The sequence below is a fragment of the Streptomyces novaecaesareae genome (genome assembly GCF_000716875.1).
GTDB classification, from domain to species: Bacteria; Actinomycetota; Actinomycetes; order Streptomycetales; family Streptomycetaceae; genus Kitasatospora; species Kitasatospora novaecaesareae.
Window position 1 is genome coordinate 33,927 of sequence record NZ_JNWQ01000053.1, and the last position, 16,601, is coordinate 50,527.

The 16,601-nt window shown below is 73.9% G+C and carries 16 protein-coding genes; 5 read left to right on the forward strand and 11 right to left on the reverse strand.

Translation table 11 applies throughout. The annotated features are described in order from the left end of the window. Positions 1–33: 33 nt before the first annotated feature. The 3 genes from OP86_RS20665 to OP86_RS20675 form a co-directional block, all read right to left on the reverse strand. Entirely contained in the window at positions 34–696 is a 663-nt protein-coding gene (locus OP86_RS20665; RefSeq protein ID WP_030058869.1) for a hydrolase, read from the reverse strand. Positions 697–862: 166 nt separating this feature from the next. Beyond that, on the reverse strand, positions 863–2,749 hold the full coding sequence (locus tag OP86_RS20670; protein ID WP_030058867.1) for an amidohydrolase: 1,887 nt from the start codon (positions 2,747–2,749) through the stop codon (positions 863–865). 365 nt (positions 2,750–3,114) lie between these two features. Beyond that, the gene (locus OP86_RS20675; protein ID WP_030058866.1) at positions 3,115–4,302 is read right to left on the reverse strand and encodes a low temperature requirement protein A; all 1,188 of its coding nucleotides are present in this window, start codon (positions 4,300–4,302) and stop codon (positions 3,115–3,117) included. Positions 4,303–4,578: 276 nt separating this feature from the next. On the opposite strand from OP86_RS20675, the gene OP86_RS20680 reads away from it, so the two are divergent. From OP86_RS20680 to OP86_RS20690, 3 genes are all read left to right on the forward strand, one after another. Continuing rightward, positions 4,579–5,157 (forward strand): Dps family protein, encoded by a 579-nt coding sequence (locus OP86_RS20680; RefSeq protein WP_030058864.1) that lies wholly within the window; start codon positions 4,579–4,581, stop codon positions 5,155–5,157. 217 nt (positions 5,158–5,374) lie between these two features. Then, positions 5,375–6,484 carry an LLM class flavin-dependent oxidoreductase gene (locus OP86_RS20685; protein ID WP_033332722.1) on the forward strand — a complete coding sequence of 370 codons (1,110 nt, stop codon included), beginning with the start codon at positions 5,375–5,377 and terminating at the stop codon, positions 6,482–6,484. After that, positions 6,481–7,095: an FMN reductase gene (locus tag OP86_RS20690; RefSeq protein WP_030058859.1), complete on the forward strand. Its 615-nt coding sequence runs from the start codon at positions 6,481–6,483 to the stop codon at positions 7,093–7,095. The genes OP86_RS20685 and OP86_RS20690 overlap by 4 nt, the downstream gene beginning before the upstream one ends. 116 nt (positions 7,096–7,211) lie before the next feature. Here OP86_RS20690 and OP86_RS20695 read toward each other — a convergent pair whose 3' ends face one another. After that, positions 7,212–8,120 carry an MBL fold metallo-hydrolase gene (locus tag OP86_RS20695; RefSeq protein ID WP_030058857.1) on the reverse strand — a complete coding sequence of 303 codons (909 nt, stop codon included), beginning with the start codon at positions 8,118–8,120 and terminating at the stop codon, positions 7,212–7,214. 196 nt (positions 8,121–8,316) lie between these two features. On the opposite strand from OP86_RS20695, the gene OP86_RS20700 reads away from it, so the two are divergent. Next, positions 8,317–9,294, forward strand: a complete 978-nt coding sequence (locus OP86_RS20700) for an AraC family transcriptional regulator (protein WP_033332725.1) — start codon at positions 8,317–8,319, stop codon at positions 9,292–9,294. Positions 9,295–9,371: 77 nt separating this feature from the next. On the opposite strand, the gene OP86_RS20705 is transcribed toward OP86_RS20700, so the two are convergent. The 3 genes from OP86_RS20705 to OP86_RS20715 all read right to left on the reverse strand — a co-directional run bounded on the left by OP86_RS20705 (position 9,372) and on the right by OP86_RS20715 (position 11,702). Then, entirely contained in the window at positions 9,372–10,070 is a 699-nt protein-coding gene (locus OP86_RS20705; RefSeq protein ID WP_078653630.1) for a hypothetical protein, read from the reverse strand. A 240-nt stretch (positions 10,071–10,310) separates the two neighbouring features. Further along, positions 10,311–10,826, reverse strand: coding sequence for a hypothetical protein (locus tag OP86_RS20710; protein WP_051830339.1), 516 nt, complete (start codon positions 10,824–10,826; stop codon positions 10,311–10,313). 171 nt (positions 10,827–10,997) lie between these two features. Next, on the reverse strand, positions 10,998–11,702 hold the full coding sequence (locus OP86_RS20715) for a hypothetical protein (protein ID WP_245231814.1): 705 nt from the start codon (positions 11,700–11,702) through the stop codon (positions 10,998–11,000). A gap of 139 nt (positions 11,703–11,841) precedes the next feature. On the opposite strand from OP86_RS20715, the gene OP86_RS35985 reads away from it, so the two are divergent. Continuing rightward, entirely contained in the window at positions 11,842–12,123 is a 282-nt protein-coding gene (locus tag OP86_RS35985; protein WP_030058845.1) for a hypothetical protein, read from the forward strand. 6 nt (positions 12,124–12,129) lie between these two features. Here the strand turns inward: OP86_RS35985 and OP86_RS38845 are convergent, their stop codons facing one another. The 4 genes from OP86_RS38845 to OP86_RS20740 all read right to left on the reverse strand — a co-directional run bounded on the left by OP86_RS38845 (position 12,130) and on the right by OP86_RS20740 (position 16,435). Then, on the reverse strand, positions 12,130–13,401 hold the full coding sequence (locus tag OP86_RS38845) for an FAD-dependent monooxygenase (RefSeq protein ID WP_280921456.1): 1,272 nt from the start codon (positions 13,399–13,401) through the stop codon (positions 12,130–12,132). Positions 13,402–13,614: 213 nt separating this feature from the next. Next, entirely contained in the window at positions 13,615–14,646 is a 1,032-nt protein-coding gene (locus OP86_RS20730) for a glycosyltransferase family 2 protein (protein ID WP_033332728.1), read from the reverse strand. 266 nt (positions 14,647–14,912) lie between these two features. Next, the gene (locus tag OP86_RS20735) at positions 14,913–15,824 is read right to left on the reverse strand and encodes an SDR family oxidoreductase (protein ID WP_030061360.1); all 912 of its coding nucleotides are present in this window, start codon (positions 15,822–15,824) and stop codon (positions 14,913–14,915) included. Beyond that, positions 15,821–16,435, reverse strand: a complete 615-nt coding sequence (locus OP86_RS20740) for a TetR/AcrR family transcriptional regulator (protein WP_245231815.1) — start codon at positions 16,433–16,435, stop codon at positions 15,821–15,823. Before OP86_RS20740 ends, OP86_RS20735 begins: the two co-directional genes overlap by 4 nt. Positions 16,436–16,601: the final 166 nt, after the last annotated feature.

The following is a 16,601-nucleotide window of genomic DNA, read 5'->3' on the forward strand; positions in this document are numbered from 1 at the left end:
TCGGTCCTTTACTGCTCTGCGAGGGAGTGGGGGTCAGCCGGCGGCGTGGTCCCCGATGAAGGCCTGCGCGTAGACCACGCCGAGGCCGTAGGTGCCGCCGTGCTCCTGCACCACGTCCATGACCGACATGTAGGTCTCGCTGCGGGCCCAGTCACGCTGGAGCTCCAGCAGCACCTGCACCCAGGTCACCGGGACCGCGCCGCCCCGGACCATGCGCTGGATGGCGTGTTCGTGGGCCTGCGGGCTGACGCCGCCCGAGGCGTCGGTGACCACGTAGACGTCGTAGCCCTGGGCGATGGCGGAGAGCACGGGCAGCACGACGCAGACCTCGGTCCACAGGCCGGCGATGACGAGCTTCTGGCGGCCGGTCGCCTTGACGGCCTCCACGAAGTCGACGTCCTCCCAGGCGTTCATCGTGGTGCGGTCGATGATCTTCTGGTCGGGGAAGACCTCGGACAGCTGCGGGATGATCGGGCCGGAGAAGGACTCGGCGGCCACGGTGCTCAGCACGACCGGCACGTCGAACGCCTTGGCGGACTTCGCCAGGCCGGCGGTCGCGTTGATGATCGCGGTGCGGTCGCCGCTGCCGGTGCCGAAGAACATCTGCGGCTGGTGGTCGATGAACAGCACCGCGCAGTTGTCGGGGGTGAGCAGGTCGGGGCTGGGGGCCGCGGTGACTGCGGAGATGTTGACCATGAGAGGGGCCTTTCCGGGTGTGTCGTGATCGCGGACGGGTGTCCGCTGTCGGGGGCGACCGTGCGCAGGGTGGCGCGGGTCGGTCGCGGCCGACCGTGCGCCGGGGGGCGCGGGTCGGTGGGTGTCCCGGGCGGGGGCGGCTCGTGACCGGCCCCCGCCCGGGGGGTCAGAGGGAGAAGCAGGGGTCGAAGAACTCGCCCGCTGCCTCCGAGGCCTGGCCGCGTCGGACGCGCCACTGGCGGTGCTGCTCCGACTCGGCGACGGCCTGGCCGAGCAACTCGGCCTGGCGGGCGCCGGACAGGCCCGTGCCGGGCAGGGCCTGGTAGCCGCCGAAGTGCGCCACCGGGCTCCACTCGGGGCTGACCGGCGGCAGTTCCTCGTCCAGGCCCTCGTACTCGGCGGTGGCGTAGACGATCCGGCCGCCGACGACCGTCAGCAGGGACTCGATGTGGGCGATCTCCTGCTCGGGCACGGTGAAGTAGTCCTCGGACAGGACGGCCAGGTCGCCGAGGAAGCCCGGGCGCAGGACGCCCTTGAGGTTCTCCTCCCCGGTCAGTGCGGCTCCCGCCTCGGTGAACATCGCCAGTGCGGTCCGGCGGTCGACCCGGTTGTGCGGGGGTCGCAGGACCAGGTCGCCGACGGTGCGGCCGGTGATGAGCCAGTGCAGGGCGACCCACGGGTTGTAGGTGGAGACCCGGGTGGCGTCGGTGCCGGCGCCGACGGTCAGGCCGCGCTCCAGCATGGCCCGGATCGGCGGGGCGTCCGCGGCGGCGCCGGGGCCGTAGCGGGCCAGGAACGCCTCGCCCTGGAAGGACAGCCGGTTCTGCACGGACATGGCGCCGCCGAGGGCGGCGATGCGGTCGAGGCTGTCCGCGGAGACGGTCTCCGCGTGGTCGAACAGCCACCGGTTGCCGGCCGGGAAGAGTCCTTCCGCGGCGAGCTTCTCGAACACGGCGAGGTCCCGGCGGATGGTCTCGTCGTAGGTGGCGTGCAGCCGGAATCCCCAGCCGTTCTCCATGAGCAGGCGTACGGCCTTCTCGAATTCGGCTTCGTAGGGGGGGTGGTCCGGGCGCGGCTGGGCGAAGTTCTCGAAGTCCGCGGCCGCCCAGGTGAGGTTCTCGCCGGCGCCGTTGAGGCGGAGCCATTCGTCCCCGTCCTCGGGGCTGGCCATCTCGATCCAGCGGGTGAGGTCGTCGATCTCCTGACCGGCGGTCTGCGGGAAGAGGTGGTAGGCGATGCGCAGCGACAGCTGGCCGGCCTTCGCCAGTTCGACGACGGTGCTGTAGTTGTCGGGGAAGTTCTGGAACCCTCCGGCCGCGTCGATCGCCGACGTGAGGCCGAACCTGTTCAGTTCCCGCAGGAAGTGACGGGTGGAGGTCTTCCTGTCCTCGCCCTCCAGCACCGGGGCCTTGGCCAGGGTCGCGTAGAGGATCAGGGCGCTGGGGGCGGCCAGCAGCATCCCGGTGGGCTCGCCGTCGCGGCCCCGTACGATCTGGCCGCCCTTGGGGTCGGGGGTGTCCCGGGTGAATCCGGCGGCCTTGAGGGCCGCCCGGTTGAGCACCGCCGACTGGTACAGGTGCAGGACGAACACCGGGGTGTCGGGGGCGGCGGCGTTCAGCTCGGCGACGGTCGGCAGCCGCCGTTCGGCGAACTGTTCGGCCGACCATCCGCCCACCACCCGGACCCACTGGCCCTTGGGGGTGCGGGCGGCCTGCTCGCGCAGCATGGCCAGGCCCTGGCGCAGGGTGGGAACACCGTCCCAGCGCAGCTCCAGTACGTAGTTGAGACCGCCCCGGATGACGTGCAGATGTGCGTCGTTGAGGCCGGGGACCATCCGGCGGCCGAGGGCGTCGACCACCTTCGTGTCCGGGCCGACGTGGGGTGCGACGTCGTTGTCGTCGCCGACGACGGTGATGACGCCGTCGCGGATGGCGAGCGCCTCGGCCTGGGGGCGGACCGGGTCTCCGGTGTGGATCTTGGCGTTGCGGACGACCAGGTCCGCGGCGTTGTCGGTGGCGCGGGGAACCAGCCCACCGACCGGCATCGTGGACACGTTCGACGACCTCCTGCGGGATGAACGGCGTCGGATGCGTCTGCACCGACGTCCTCGTGCGTCGACAGCGGCGGACGGTAAGGAGCCCGGGAATGCGCAGTCACTGCGCCCGAGCCGAACCGGTCCGCGTTCCGGGTGGGTCTTCCGTGCGGTGCACGGGCCCGGCCCGGGTGAACGTCGACTGCTGTGCCGCCAGGCTATGTCGGGCCGACGTGTCCGTGTGTCCCGGCAGTGCACTGGCTGCGTTCCGACAGCGCACTTCCTGTCCGTGCGCCGCGGTGGGGTCAACTCCGGTGCGTGGGGGGACGGTTACGGTCGCGTACGACGGCCGGTGGTCGACGGCCGGCATCCGGCGGTCGGCGGTGTCACGGCCGCGCGGCGCGCTCCCGTACCGTGACCACCACGACCAGGCCCGCCAGCAGCACACCGGCCAGGAGCGCGGGTGCCGGGGACGCGGCGGCCGCCAGGACACCGACCGCGGCGACGGGGAACGGGATCCGCTCGGCCGTGCTCCTCTGGTGCGGCCGCAGGTGCACCGCCCAGACCGTGATCAGGAAGACGGCCGCCGGAACGGTGACCGCGGCGCCGGCAGCGATCGGCGGGCCCGCGGTGTGGCGGGTGAGGTGATCGGCGTACGCGGCCAGGCCGGCGCCCTCGGCCGTCGCCGAGGCGAAGATCAGGTAGTGCCCGTAGGCCCAGGGGAACCGTCTGCGGTGGGCCCGGTGCGTCGTGGCGAGCAGCGTGCGCGCCGACCGGGCGAAGTACAGCCACCACATGGCGTAGGCCATGAGCAGGCCGCCGGCCGCCAACGCGTACAGCGAACCGGTGCCCTGGTGCCGGTCGAAGGCGCTGCGCACGGCGAGGGTGGCGGCCGCGACGGACTCGCCGAGCACGATGAGGGTGAACAGTTCGTAGCGCTCGGCGATGTGGTGCGGATGCCAGGGCGTCATCCCGGCGGACTGCGCCCACACGGGAACGGACACCTCGGCCAGGATCATCACCGCGATGCCCGGCAGCCGCAGCGGCGCCGGGACGACGAGCAGCCCCACCCAGCCGATCTGGCACGCCGTCACCCCTGCGGCGAAGCGCAGTGCGGTCCTGCGCCGGGCGGGATCGGACAGCGCGGCACGCAGCCACAGCGCGGCCAGCGCCGTGCGCAGCACGACGTATCCGAGCGTGATGACGTGCAGGTCCCCGTCCTCGAACGCGCGGCGCACGCCGGCGGCGAGGACGAGCGATCCCGTGATCTGCACCAGCACCGTCAGGCGGTAGGTGACGCCGTCCGGGTCGTAGGCGGAGGCGAACCAGGTGAAGTTCATCCAGGCCCACCAGATGGTGAAGAAGACCAGCGCGAAGCGCAGCACACCGCCGGCCGGGTCCCCCTGGGTCAGCGCCCCGTGCAGGCTCGCGGAGGCCTGCGCCACCGCGACGACGAAGCACAGGTCGAAGAACAGTTCCAGCGAGGTGGCGGACCGGTGCGGCTCGCCGGGGTTGCGGCCCACCATGGTGCGGCGGCGCCCGGCGCCCGGGGGCGTCCGCTCGTTCGTCCTCATGCCTCTCCTCGTGGTGCCGGCGCTGTTGTGCCGGCGCTGTGCCGGCACTGTTGTGCCGGCGCTCCGGACGCGGCCGCTCCCCGCGACGCTAGAGCTGCCGGGGAGCGGCCCGAGTCCGCCGGTGCACGGGGGCTTGACCGAGAGCGAACGCCCGGCCCGGGCACCGGCCCCCGTGCGCTGGCGGGCAGCAGCGCATGCACTGCGGGTCAAGCGGTGCCCCGACCGGGCGCCTAGCGTCGCCGGAGTACGCACAACCCGGCACCGCAGGAGGCGGCCATGACCACCAACCCCCCGTCCACCCACAGCAGCCAGCCCTGGCTGCACCAGAAGGGCGAGGTGATCCAGGAGTTCGGGACCGTCAAGCAGTTCCCGGTCGCCCTGTCCTTCGAGGCGCGGATGTACTCCTGCCAGCGCCTGAACAGGGTCCTCGCGGACACCCAGATCCTCTACGGCCTCTACAAGAAGCACCACTGGCTGATGCGCGGCGCGACCTTCTACCAGCTGCACCTGGTCCTGGACAAGCACGCGGGCGAACAGCTCGAAATCATCGACACCATCGCCGAACGCGTCCAGTCGCTGGGCGGCGTGGCGGTGGGCGATCCCCGGCACGTCGCCGAGATCACGTCGATCCCGCGGCCCCCGGACGGGGTGGAGGAGGTGCCGGCCATGCTGTCCCGGCTGCTGGCGGCCCACGAGACCATCCTCATCGACGCCCACGACGCCGCCGCCCGGACCGCGGAGCTCGGTGACGACGGCACCAACGACCTGCTGGTCTCCCAGGTGATCCGGACCGGCGAACGGCAGGCGTGGTTCCTGGCCGAGCACCTGGTCGACACGCCGCTGGTCCGCGCCTGAGGCACGGCCCGGGGCCGCGGTCCGGGCCGCGGCCCCGGCGGGTGTGCCTGCGCCTGCTCTCGGACGGCCGGGGCGGGCGGGTGTGCTCGGACGGCCGGGGCGGGCGGGCCTGAAGGACGTTGTGGGACCACGTCCCGTGCACGCACAGTCATCCCGGCCGCGCGGTGGACTCCTACCGTTCGAGAGTCACTGAATCACTCGTTATCCGGAGGAAACCATGCAGTTCGGAATCTTCAGCGTCGGAGACGTCACACCCGACCCCACCACCGCGCGGACGCCGACCGAGCACGAGCGCATCAAGGCCATGGTCGCCATCGCGCTGAAGGCCGAGGAGGTCGGCCTGGACGTCTTCGCGACGGGCGAGCACCACAACCCGCCGTTCGTGCCGTCCTCGCCGACCACGATGCTCGGCTACATCGCGGCCAGGACGGACAGGCTGGTCCTCTCCACCGCCACCACCCTGATCACCACCAGCGACCCGGTGAAGATCGCCGAGGACTTCGCCATGCTCCAGCACCTGGCCGACGGCCGCGTCGACCTGATGATGGGCCGCGGCAACACCGGCCCGGTGTACCCGTGGTTCGGCCAGGACATCCGGCAGGGCATCAACCTCGCCATCGAGAACTACAGCCTGCTGCACCGGATGTGGCGCGAGGAGGTGGTGGACTGGGAGGGGAAGTTCCGCACCCCGCTGCAGGGCTTCACCTCGACCCCGCGCCCGCTGGACGGCGTAGCGCCCTTCGTCTGGCACGGCTCGATCCGCAGCCCCGAGATAGCCGAACTGGCCGGGTACTACGGCGACGGCTTCTTCCACAACAACATCTTCTGGCCCGCCGACCACACCAAGCGCATGGTCGAGCTGTACCGGACGCGCTACGCCCACTACGGGCACGGCACACCGGAGCAGGCGATCGTGGGCCTGGGCGGCCAGGTCTTCATGCGGAAGAACTCCCAGGACGCGGTACGCGAGTTCCGGCCGTACTTCGACGTCGCACCGGTGTACGGGCACGGGCCCTCGCTGGAGGAGTTCACCGACCAGACCCCGCTGACCGTCGGCTCACCGCAGCAGGTCATCGAGAAGACCCTGTCGTTCCGCGAGTACGCCGGTGACTACCAGCGCCAGCTGTTCCTCATGGACCACGCGGGACTGCCGCTGAAGACCGTCCTGGAGCAGCTCGACCTGCTGGGCGAGGAGGTCGTACCGGTGCTGCGGGAGGAGTTCGCGAAGGGCCGGCCGGCCGACGTACCCGAGGCGCCGACCCACCGGTCCCTGCTCGCCGCCGCCTCCGAGGCCTCCGAGGCCTCCGGGGACGGGGTGGCCGCATGAGGCTCGTCGCCGTGTCCGCGGGTCTGAGCACCCCCTCGTCCACACGCCTGCTGACGGACCGTCTCACCGACACGGTCCGCGACGAGCTCGCCGGCCAAGGGCACGAGACGGAGGTGGACGTCATCGAGTTGCGCGCCCTGGCCGTCGCCGTCGCCAACAACCTCGTCACCGGATTCCCCCCACCGCAGCTGGCCGCCGCGATCGAAGCGGTGACCAGCGCCGACGGCCTGGTCACCGTGACACCGGTGTTCAGCGCCTCCTACAGCGGGCTGTTCAAGTCCTTCTTCGATCTGATCGATCCGGGCGCCCTCGCCGGCAAGCCGGTCCTGATCGGGGCGACGGGAGGCACCGCCCGTCACTCCCTCGTCCTGGAGCACGCGCTGCGCCCGCTCTTCGCCTACCTGCGGACCGTGGTCATCCCGACCGCCGTGTACGCGGCGTCGGAGGACTGGGGTTCGGCCAGCGACGCGCACACCGAAGGCCTGCCCGCACGCATTAACCGGGCGGGCCGGGAGATGGCCTCGCTCCTGGCCGCCAGGGCAACCGACCCCCGGCCCGGGGACGACCTCGCCGTGTCCGGTAAGCAGCTCTCCGATCTGCGCCTGGACTGAGCACACTCAGCCCCCGCCACCGCGGCTGCCCCGCCTCCTCCCGGCTCAGGGAAGGAAGCGGGGCGGAGGAGGGGGCTCAAACTCGGAGGAGGGGGGGCTCGGAGGGGAAGGCTTCCTCACCGCACCCAGTCGGCTGCGAACCCTGCGCCCTGCCGCCTGACCCGCGCCGCGCCCGCCCCCGCGAAGTGCGCCGGGATCACCAACTCCCCTTCCGCCGCCGCCCGTTCCAGCACCCGCAGCCGGCTCGCCGCCGCCTGCGCCGGGTCCAGGCAGAAGCAGCTGTTGCACGAGGGGTGCGCCAGCTGCACGGGCGAGTGCATCAGGTCCCCCACGAACACCGCGCGCTCACCGCCCGACTCCACCCGCAGCACGGACGAGCCCGGAGTGTGCCCCGGCGTCTCCTCCAGCACCAGCGCCGAGTCGATGCGCAGCGAGCCCGACCACTCCTTCGCCTGCCCGGCCGCCAGCACCGGCGCCACGCTGTCCCCGAACACCAAGTCCCACTCCGCCCACCGCCGCGGATCCAGCCCGGCGGTGCTGCGCGCCGCGTGCCCGGCCGCCGGGTCGAAGAACGCCCGGTCCGCCGCCGGCAGGAAGTACACCGCGTTCGGGAACGTCGGCACCCAACTCCCGTTCTCCTCCTTCGTGTTCCACCCCACGTGGTCGGCGTGCAGGTGCGTGTTCACCACCACGTCCACCTCTTCCGGCCGCACCCCGGCCGCCGCCAGCAGCTCGGGCAGGCGCCCCTCGCGCCGGTGGAACATCGGCGTCGACGGCCGCTCGCGCCCGGCGCCCACGCCCGTGTCCACCAGCACCGTCCGGCCCCCGCTGCGCACCACCCAGGTCTGCAGCGCGCCGATGTAGGCGCCGGAGGCGGGGTCGTAGTGCTCGGGTGCCAGGGCGGCGTCGCCGCCGGTCCAGGCCGGCTCGCCGAGGGCGGGCACGATCGCCGCCGCCGGGGCGAACGGCCCCTGGTACTCCAGCACTCGGATGATCTCCACGTCCCCCAGTACGATCCGCTCCACGGCTCGCCCCTCCACCTGTCTCGTCGTCAGTTCGCCGGCCGGCGTGTTGTCCCGGCCTGGTGTCCGGTCCGTTGTCGGCTCCTTGAGCCTAGGAGGCGTGGATGAGCCGCTCAATGCGCTGTCGGCTCGTCCGAATACGTGATCGGCTCATCCTGGCGTCCGGGGGTGGCGCGCCGGGGACGGCTACGATGGCCGGATGGACGTGGTCAGCGACGCGATCGCCGCCGTACGGGCGGGCCGCCCCTCCTCCAACCGGCTGCGTGTGGCGGGACGGTGGGGTGCCTGGATTCCGTCCTACGCGGGCGCGGGCTTCCACGTGGTGCTGGCCGGCAGCTGCTGGCTGGTGGCCGACGGCGGCGAGCCGCTGCGCCTGGGGCCCGGCGATGCGGTCCTGCTGCCGCACGGCAGCGGACACGCCCTGTCCGGCGAGGAGTTGACGGCCTCCCGGGCGGCGCGCCTGCCGGGGCTGGATTCCCTGCTCGACACCCGCCGACCGGCCGGCGCCCCGGATACTGCGGACGCTCAGGACGGCGCGGACGGCCCGGACGGCCCGGATGCTGCGGACGCCCCCGGCATGGCCGATCTGCTGTGCGGCAAGTACCGCCTCGACCACGGGCTCGGACACCCGCTGATGCGCGAGCTGCCCGAGGTCGTCCACCTGCCCACCCGCAGCGGCGAGCATCCCGAACTGCGGGCCGCCGTAGAGCTGTTGAGCGCCGAGCTGGCCACCGCGCGCCCCGGCGGCGAGCTCGCCGTGCCCGGGCTGATCGACCTGCTGCTGGTCTACCTGGTACGGGCCTGGACCACCCGGCGCGGCGCCGACGGCTGGGGCGCGGCGCTGACGGACCCGGTGGTGGCGGCCGCGCTCGCCGCCGTCCACGACGCCCCGGCCCACCCGTGGACGGCCGAGGCCCTGGCCGCCCGGGTCGGGGTCTCGCGCGCCACCCTCACCCGCCGCTTCACCGCGCTCACCGGCCGCCCCCCGATGGCCTACCTCACCTGGTGGCGGATGACCCGGGCCGCAGGCCTGCTGCGGAACACCGCCGACCCGTTGGAGGCCGTGGCCCGCAAGGTCGGCTACGCCAGCCCGTACGCGCTCTCGCACGCCTTCGCCCGGCAGTTCGGCACCACTCCCGGGCGCTACCGCACCACCGGCGCCGCCCGCGCCGCCTGACCCCGGCGCCCCGCGCGGCCTGAGAGCCCGGTCCGCCCGAGTGCCGCTCCCCCGCTGGTCCGGGCGCCGGCCGGCCGTCAGCGCACCTCCAACTCGGTGTGGTGGACGGTGAATCCGCCCCGCAGGACCGGGGCGAACGGGGCCGGGGCCATGCAGGTGCCGACCACCGGCTGGTAGGGCGCGCCGTTCGCGTCCACGTCCATGTTGCCTATGCCCCAGGAGAACCCGAGGCGGCCGCCGCCATGGCCGCCCGCGTCGCCCTCGCGGCCCTGGTAGACGCTCAGGCCGATCCGCTGGCCGACGTTGTCGATGTCCGACCTGGTGACGACGGCGGTCAGCGTGGCCACCGGCCCGCCGGTGGCCAGGCAGTCCACCTCGGCCTCGGCGCTGTGGACCTGCCCGTCGGCCGCGGTGCGGTGGGAGTACCGGACGGTGCCCCGGGCGTCGGTGGGCAGGCCGTCGGCCAGGGCGGTGCCCGGGAAGCGGCGGCTGTACGGGACGGCCTGGGCGTCGACGGTGAACCAGATCTCGTCGTCCGGGACGAAGGCGTACGAGATCCGGGCGGTGCCGCTGACGCTCGCCGGGCGGGCGGGCCGCGCGTCCTGGCGGACGGGCGAGGTGGTCGCGGTGGCGGCGGTGGGGGTAGAGGCGGTGGTGGCGGAGGCCGGGGCGACGCCCGTCAGTGCCGCGAGGGCCAGCGTGACGGCGGCGGCGGCCCGGGCGGCGCGGGTGCGGACGTGGGCGTGCGTGCGGATGTGCGTGCGGATGCGGGACATGGTGGGCTCCTCCCCCCGGCGGCCCCGATGGCCGCCGTGTTGACGCCTCCAAGCCTGGTCGGTGCACCCGCCTGCGGACCATGTGCCGATCGGCATAAAAGCCGTGCCCGGAAAGCCTTCTGCCCTGCCGATCGGCAGGGCAGAAGGCTTGGGGCTGGCCGTCCCGTTCGATGGACGACGCACGGCGCCGGCGGCCGCGGGGGGCCGGCGCCGGTGCCGGACCGTGCGGTCGGGCCGTGGTCAGCAGGTGCCGACGTGGCCGTAGCGCGAGGACCAGACCGGCGTCCAGGGGCTGCCCGAGTGGGGGCGGTAGACGACGAGGTTGGAGTCGTCCTGCAGGCGCACCCAGTTGGCGCTGGGGTTGCAGTTGAAGTTGGTGGCGGAGGACCACTTGGCGTTCTTGAAGGTGTCGTAGACGACGAAGTTGCCGTCGTACTGCATGATCGCCTTGCCCGCCCCGCCGCCGGTGGTGGCGGTCGCCCAGATCGCGGTGCCGCGGCTGTCGTACTGCACCAGGTTGCCGTCGCTCTGGTAGGTCAGCCGGTAGGCGCGGTTGGCGGAGTACAGCGAGTCGCCGGGCAGCAGGCAGCTGCCCCAGTCCATGTGGTCCCAGCCGCTCGGGTTGCGCGAGCAGTTCCACTCGCTGTTGACGTCGGCGGACGCGCTGGTCGCCGACGTCAGCCCGGCGACGGAGGCCAGCGCCAGCGCGGCGCCGGCGAGTGACAGGGCGCGCTTGACCGTTCCGTTGTTCCTCATCGTTCCCCTCTTTCCGCTGCGGCGCCGGTACCCGGCCGGCCGCGGCACGGTGTCATCGGAGGTGTGCGGACCCGGAGTTCCGTCCACCGGCCGACGGGACGGAGCCCCTCCACCCCTGTGCTCATGCCAACGGAGGCCGCGCGCCGTCCGGTTCACCGCGGACCTGCGGGGTCAGCGGCCCCGCCACCACCGCCGCCGGGGCTCCTCCGTCACAGCCCCGCCGTCGGCCACCCCGCCGTCGACAGCCGGGCCGTCGGCAGCCGGTCCGGTGAACGGCGGCAGGGCCCGGAACCGCTCGTCCAGCACCGCGCTCGCGCCGACCCGGGCCAGCGTCTCCCGCACCAGCGTCAGCGGGTGGGACGGGAAGTGCGCGTCCCACTCCGGGAGGTCGCCCACGTGGTACGGCAGCGGTGCGCGCAGCTGCGGGTCGTAGGGGTGGGGGCGGAAGTAGGCGTCGAACCCGACGCGGTCGGCGACCACCGCCTCCCGCATGCCGCTGATCGGCCCCTCGGCGGCCTGCACCTTCAGCACCACGCTGCACCGGTCCCGCGGCACCGTCCACGCCCCGACGAACACCTGCCCGGGGCCGGCCGCCTTGGGGGCCTTGGCGAGCTGCCACAGCCCCGGCACGCCGCCCAGTGGGCGGACCTCGGCCTCGATCAGCGCGGCCCCGTTCCGCGCGGTGTGGCGGGCCAGTTCGCGCAGCAGCCGCTCGCCCGCGTCGAGCGGGGCCACCAGGTCCGGGACGAGCGCGAAGTCGTGGACGGACAGGACCACCCCGCGTTCGTCGTCCCACACCCGGCTTCCGCCGCCGGCGTCCTCCTCGTCCTCGCGCGGAACGAAACCGGCCAGGTCCAAACTGATGATCGCATTCATGCCGGTCATCCTCCCGCCCCGCTCCACCCGGGAGCACCACCTTTACGGGACGCGGGCTTCACGGGGGCTCAGGGTGGGCTCGGGGGGCTCGCTGGCGCGGTGGTGATCACCACCGGTCCGCGCACGGGACAATGGGCGGGTGACCGGCAGTCAACTCCCCCGGGGCATCACCGCCCTGATTCCCAGCGCCCCCGCCCCCGCCACGCCCGGCGAGCGGGCGGCCTCCCAGCTCCTCCACCTGCGCACCGCACAGGTGCCCCTCCCGCTCCTGGCCGCGGCCGCGGAGCTGATCGCCCCGCAGCTGGAGAGCGAGGACCCGGTCACCCGCGAGGCGGCCGCCGACGTCCGTGCCCGGCTGCTCGCCCTGCTCGACGACGCCGCCCCGGGCGCGGTCCCGCGTGCCGTCCCGGGCCCGGCCTGACGGCGGCTACCGCGCGCCGGCCGAGGGTGAGGGTGCGCCGGCCCAGCGGTGCAGGGCGGCTTCGAGGCCCGCGGCCGCGTCGGCGGTGCGGCCGGTGTCGCAGGCCCAGGCGACCACCCCGTCCGGGCGGACCAGCACCCCGGCCGGTGCTGCGTCTCCACCTCCCGTACCGGCACCGCCCGCGTCGGCAAGGCCGGTCACCCGCCCGCTCCAGGCCCCGGCGAGGCGGGCGAGCGTACCGTCCGGGGTGCGGTCGAGCAGCAGGAACCCGCCGCCGTGGCCGTGGTCGGCCAGCCGGGAGCCGTCCGTCAGCCACAGGTCGGGGGCGCAGCGGCCGACCGGCGGGTGGCCGCCGGGCAGGTCGACGCGCTGGGTGACGCCGGAGATCTGCTTGACCGCGTGGGTCGCGCCGTCCCGGGTGCCCAGCAGGTCGGCGAGGACCTGCCGCAGCGCGGCCGACGCGGCGTCCCCGCGCATCGCCCCGCTCTGGGCGCGCGTCCAGTCCAGCACCCAGGCGCCCAGCGGGCGGCGTTCGGCGTCGTAGGTGTCGAGCAGCCCCTCGGGCGCCCACCCGGCGACCACGGCGCCGAGCTTCCAACCGAGGTTCATCGCGTCGCCGACCCCGAGGTTGAGCCCCTGGCCGCCGAACGGCGAGTGCACGTGCGCGGCGTCGCCGGCCAGCAGCACGCGGCCCGAGCGGTAGGCGGCGGCCTGGCGGGCGTTGTCGCTCCAGCGGGTCGCGGCGCCGCGCAGCGCGGTCAGCGTGACGTCGGTGCCCGAGACCCGGCGCAGTACGGCCTGCAGTTCGTCGAGGGTGACGGGCTCCGTACGGTCGGCGGGCGCGCGGCCGAACTCCACGGTGGCCACCCGCCCGGGCTGCGGCCCGCAGCGGTAGGCGCCCCGGGCCGACCACGTCCATCCGTCGGCGAGCTTCTCCGGGTCGGCGATGTCGACGACCGCCAGGTGTCCGGTGAGTTCGGGGTCGGTGCCGGGGAAGGCGATGCCCGTGAGGCGGCGTACGGTGCTGCGCCCGCCGTCGCAGCCGACCAGCCACCCGGTGCGCACCGGGCCGGCGGTGGTGGCGACGAGCACGCCGTCGCCGGTGTCCTCCAGCGCGGTGACCTCCACCCCGCGGCGCACCGGGACGCCGAGCCGCGCGACGTGGTCGGCCAGCAGCTCCTCCAGCTCGCGCTGCGGCACCATCCGTGCTCTGGCGACCGCGGTGTGCGCGGCGAGGTCTTGGTCGGCCCAGTCGACGAGGCCGGGGTCGAGGACCATCCCCGCGAAGTGCCCGGTGAAGCGCGGCCGGTCTGCCGGCAGGCCGGCGCCGGGCCGTCTCCGGTACCGGGCTGATGGCCGTCGGGCGGGTTCGCGAGGGGCCCCACTCGCGCGAGCAGGTCCCGCTGCACCCGTTCGGCGGCGGGCAGCAGGCCGCGGCGGTCGAGCGCCTCGGCCGTCGGCACGTTGATCGCCCCCGCCTTCATGCCCGGGTCAGGTGCGGGCGGTGGCCTGGCGGGTGCGGCGGGCGAGGCGGTGCAGGCGCTGGACGGCGACGAAGCGGTGCATCCGGTCGGCCAGGGTCAGGCGGTACTTGAGGCGCAGCTGGGTGTTCAGGTCGGCGAGGGGGTCGGGGCCGATGGCCCGGAGCAGTCGGCTGACGTGCTGCTGGTAGGCCTCGCGGTAGCCGCGGTCGCCGTCCGGGACGGACCAGAAGAACATCGGGATCTCCTCGACCAGGCAGTTGCGGTCGTAGGCGCGCAGGTGCTCGGCGAACGCCGGCTCGGGGCGGGCGAGCAGCCATTCCCGGACCAGTTCCATCGAGCGGACCCGGTCGACCAGGCCGCGCGGGTCGGTCCGCTTCTGGGTGATGGACAGCTCGCCGTCCTCGCGGACCCGCCAGTGGTAGATCGGGTCGGCGAGGACGTCGACCCGGTCGGCGAGGAAGTGGTGGGGCACGCTGACCGGGGCGTCCTCGTACAGGATGCCCTCGGGGTAGAGGATGCCCGCGGCGTCGAAGAAGGAGCGCCGGTAGACCTTGTTCCAGGCGGTGCGGTCGGTGACCAGGGCGGGCAGTTCGCTGACGTGGGTGCGCAGCCGGGTCTCGCGGAACGGGCGGCGGTGGGCGTGCGAGGGGGTGAGGCCGGTGGTGCGCAGGCGCATCGCGTTGCCGGTGGCGAAGTCGGATCCGGTCTCGTCCAGCGTGCGGATCATCAGCTCGTACGCGTGCGGGGGCAGGACGTCGTCGCTGTCGACGAAGGCGAGGTAGGCGGTGCCGGGGGCGAGGTGGCGCCAGCCGGTGTTGCGGGCGGCGCCGAGGCCCTTGTTCTCCTGCCGGACCAGCCGGAAGCGCCGGTCCCGGTCCGCGTACGCCTCGGCGATGGCGGGGCCGCCGTCGGTCGAGCCGTCGTCGACCATGACGCACTCGAAGTCCTCGAAGGTCTGGGCCGCGATCGAGTCCAGGCACTCCCGGAGGTAGCGCTCGACGTTGTAGATCGGGACGACGACGGACAGGCGCGGGGCCATCGGGCGGCCTTTCGCTCAGCAGCGGACGGGCCGGGCGGGCCGGGCGGGTGCGCGCCGCCGACGACCGATCACCGGCAGTGGCCCGAATGTAGGGACAGCATACGGCCGTTGGGCGAACGGGGGGTGGCGTCGGGCCTGCCGGACGGTGGAGCAGGCGTGTCCGGCGTCAACCGCGCGTGGACGGCCGCGGCCCGGACCGCCGCGACCCGGACCGCCCGAGGGCGGGGCCGGGCGGGGCAGGTGGGCGGGGCAGGGCGGGGCAGGTGTCAGAGCGGGTCCCCCAGGGGGCCGAACTTCTCCTCCAGGTTCTCGGCCCAGTGGGCGGCGAAGTCCGGCCGGGTGCCGTCGGCGTCGGTGAAGCCGTACTCCCGGTACAGGCCCCAGGTGGCCAGCGCCTTCCCGCTCTTGGCCATGACGTGCGGGTCCGCGGCCAGGGCGGCCACGGCCCGGCCCAGGTAGGCGGGGCTTTCGGACTGGGCGAAGTCCGGATCCCGTGCCGCGCCCTCGCGCCAGTTCTCCTCGGTGACGCCGAAGTGCTCCAGTACGGCCTCCGAGCGCAGGAAGCCGGGGGTGAGCGCCACGGCCGCGACGCCGTGCGGCGCGAGCTCGGCGGCCTGGGCGACGGCGAGGCGGATGACCGTCGACTTCGCCAGGTCGTAGAAGAAGGAGCCTCGGTAGCGGGCGGTGTTGCCGTCGGTGACCTCGACGACCAGGCCGCTCCTGCGGGCGACCATGAGCGGCAGCACGTACCGGCTGGTGATCACGTGGGTGTCCACCGCCTGCCGCAGCAGCCGCAGGCCGGTGTCGAGGTCCTGCTCCCACAGGGGGTGGTCCCAGTCGGTCAGCGGGTCCGCGCCCCAGACGGAGTCGACCAGGACGTCGAGCCGCCCGTCCTGGTCGGCCGCGATCCGGTCGACGAGGGCCCGGACCTCCTCGGGGCGGCTGTGGTCGGTGCGGACGGGGATGCCCAGGCCGCCGGCGGCGGTGACCCGTTCGGCGGTCTCCTCGATGGTCTCCGGGCGGTCCAGGCCGGAGCGGCCGCCCGTGCTGCTGCGGCCGGTGACGTACACCGTGGCGCCGGCCGCTCCGAGTTCGACGGCGATGCCGCGCCCCCCGCCCCGGGTGCCTCCGGCGACGAGGGCCACCTTTCCGGCCAGCGGGCGCTTGTCGGTCGTCATGATTCCTCCGGGTCGTCGGCGGGGTGGGGCGGGAGGTGGGGCGAGAGGGCGGCGTCGAGTTCCTGTCGCAGCCGCTGCCCGAGGGTGCCTTCGCGGTCGAGGGCCCAGGTCAGGCCCGCGCCGGCGGTGACCGCCTGCACGGTGCGGGTCAGCGCCGTGACGTCCGTCGTGGCGCGCAGCTCTCCGGCGCCGGCCGCCTGCGCCAGCAGTTCCCCGATCGCTCGCGCCTGGGCGTGGTGGACGGCCAGGGCGCGCTCGTGGAGCTGCGGGTCGGCGAGGTCCGCGCACAGGAAGGCCAGGTGGTTGGCGAACGCCTCCGGCGTGGCCAGCTGCGTCGTCGTCTCCGTCAGCAGCTCCGCCAGGGCGGCGAGGGCGCCGTCGTGCGTGCGGCGCACCCGCCGGATCAGCTCGTCGGCGTCCCGGACGGACTGGTCGGCGAGCGCCAGGAGCAGCCCGCGCTTGGAGCCGAACCGCTGCACGAGGGTGCCCGGGACGACCCCGGCCTCGCCCGCCACGGCGGCCAGGGTGAGGCCTGCGGGCCCGACCCGGCCCATGACCCGTGCCGCCGCGCGCAGGATCACCGCGTCGTCGACCCCTCGGGGGCGTGCCACCGTCGTCACCTCTCGTTAATAAATGCCTGTTCATTTATTAAACACCGGACACCGCACGTCGGCAAACACGGGAGCGAGGCGGGGCGATACGGGGGCGGTACAGGGGCTGTCTCTTATACACATCTCCGAGCCCACGAGACAGGCAGAAATCTCGTATGCCGTCTTC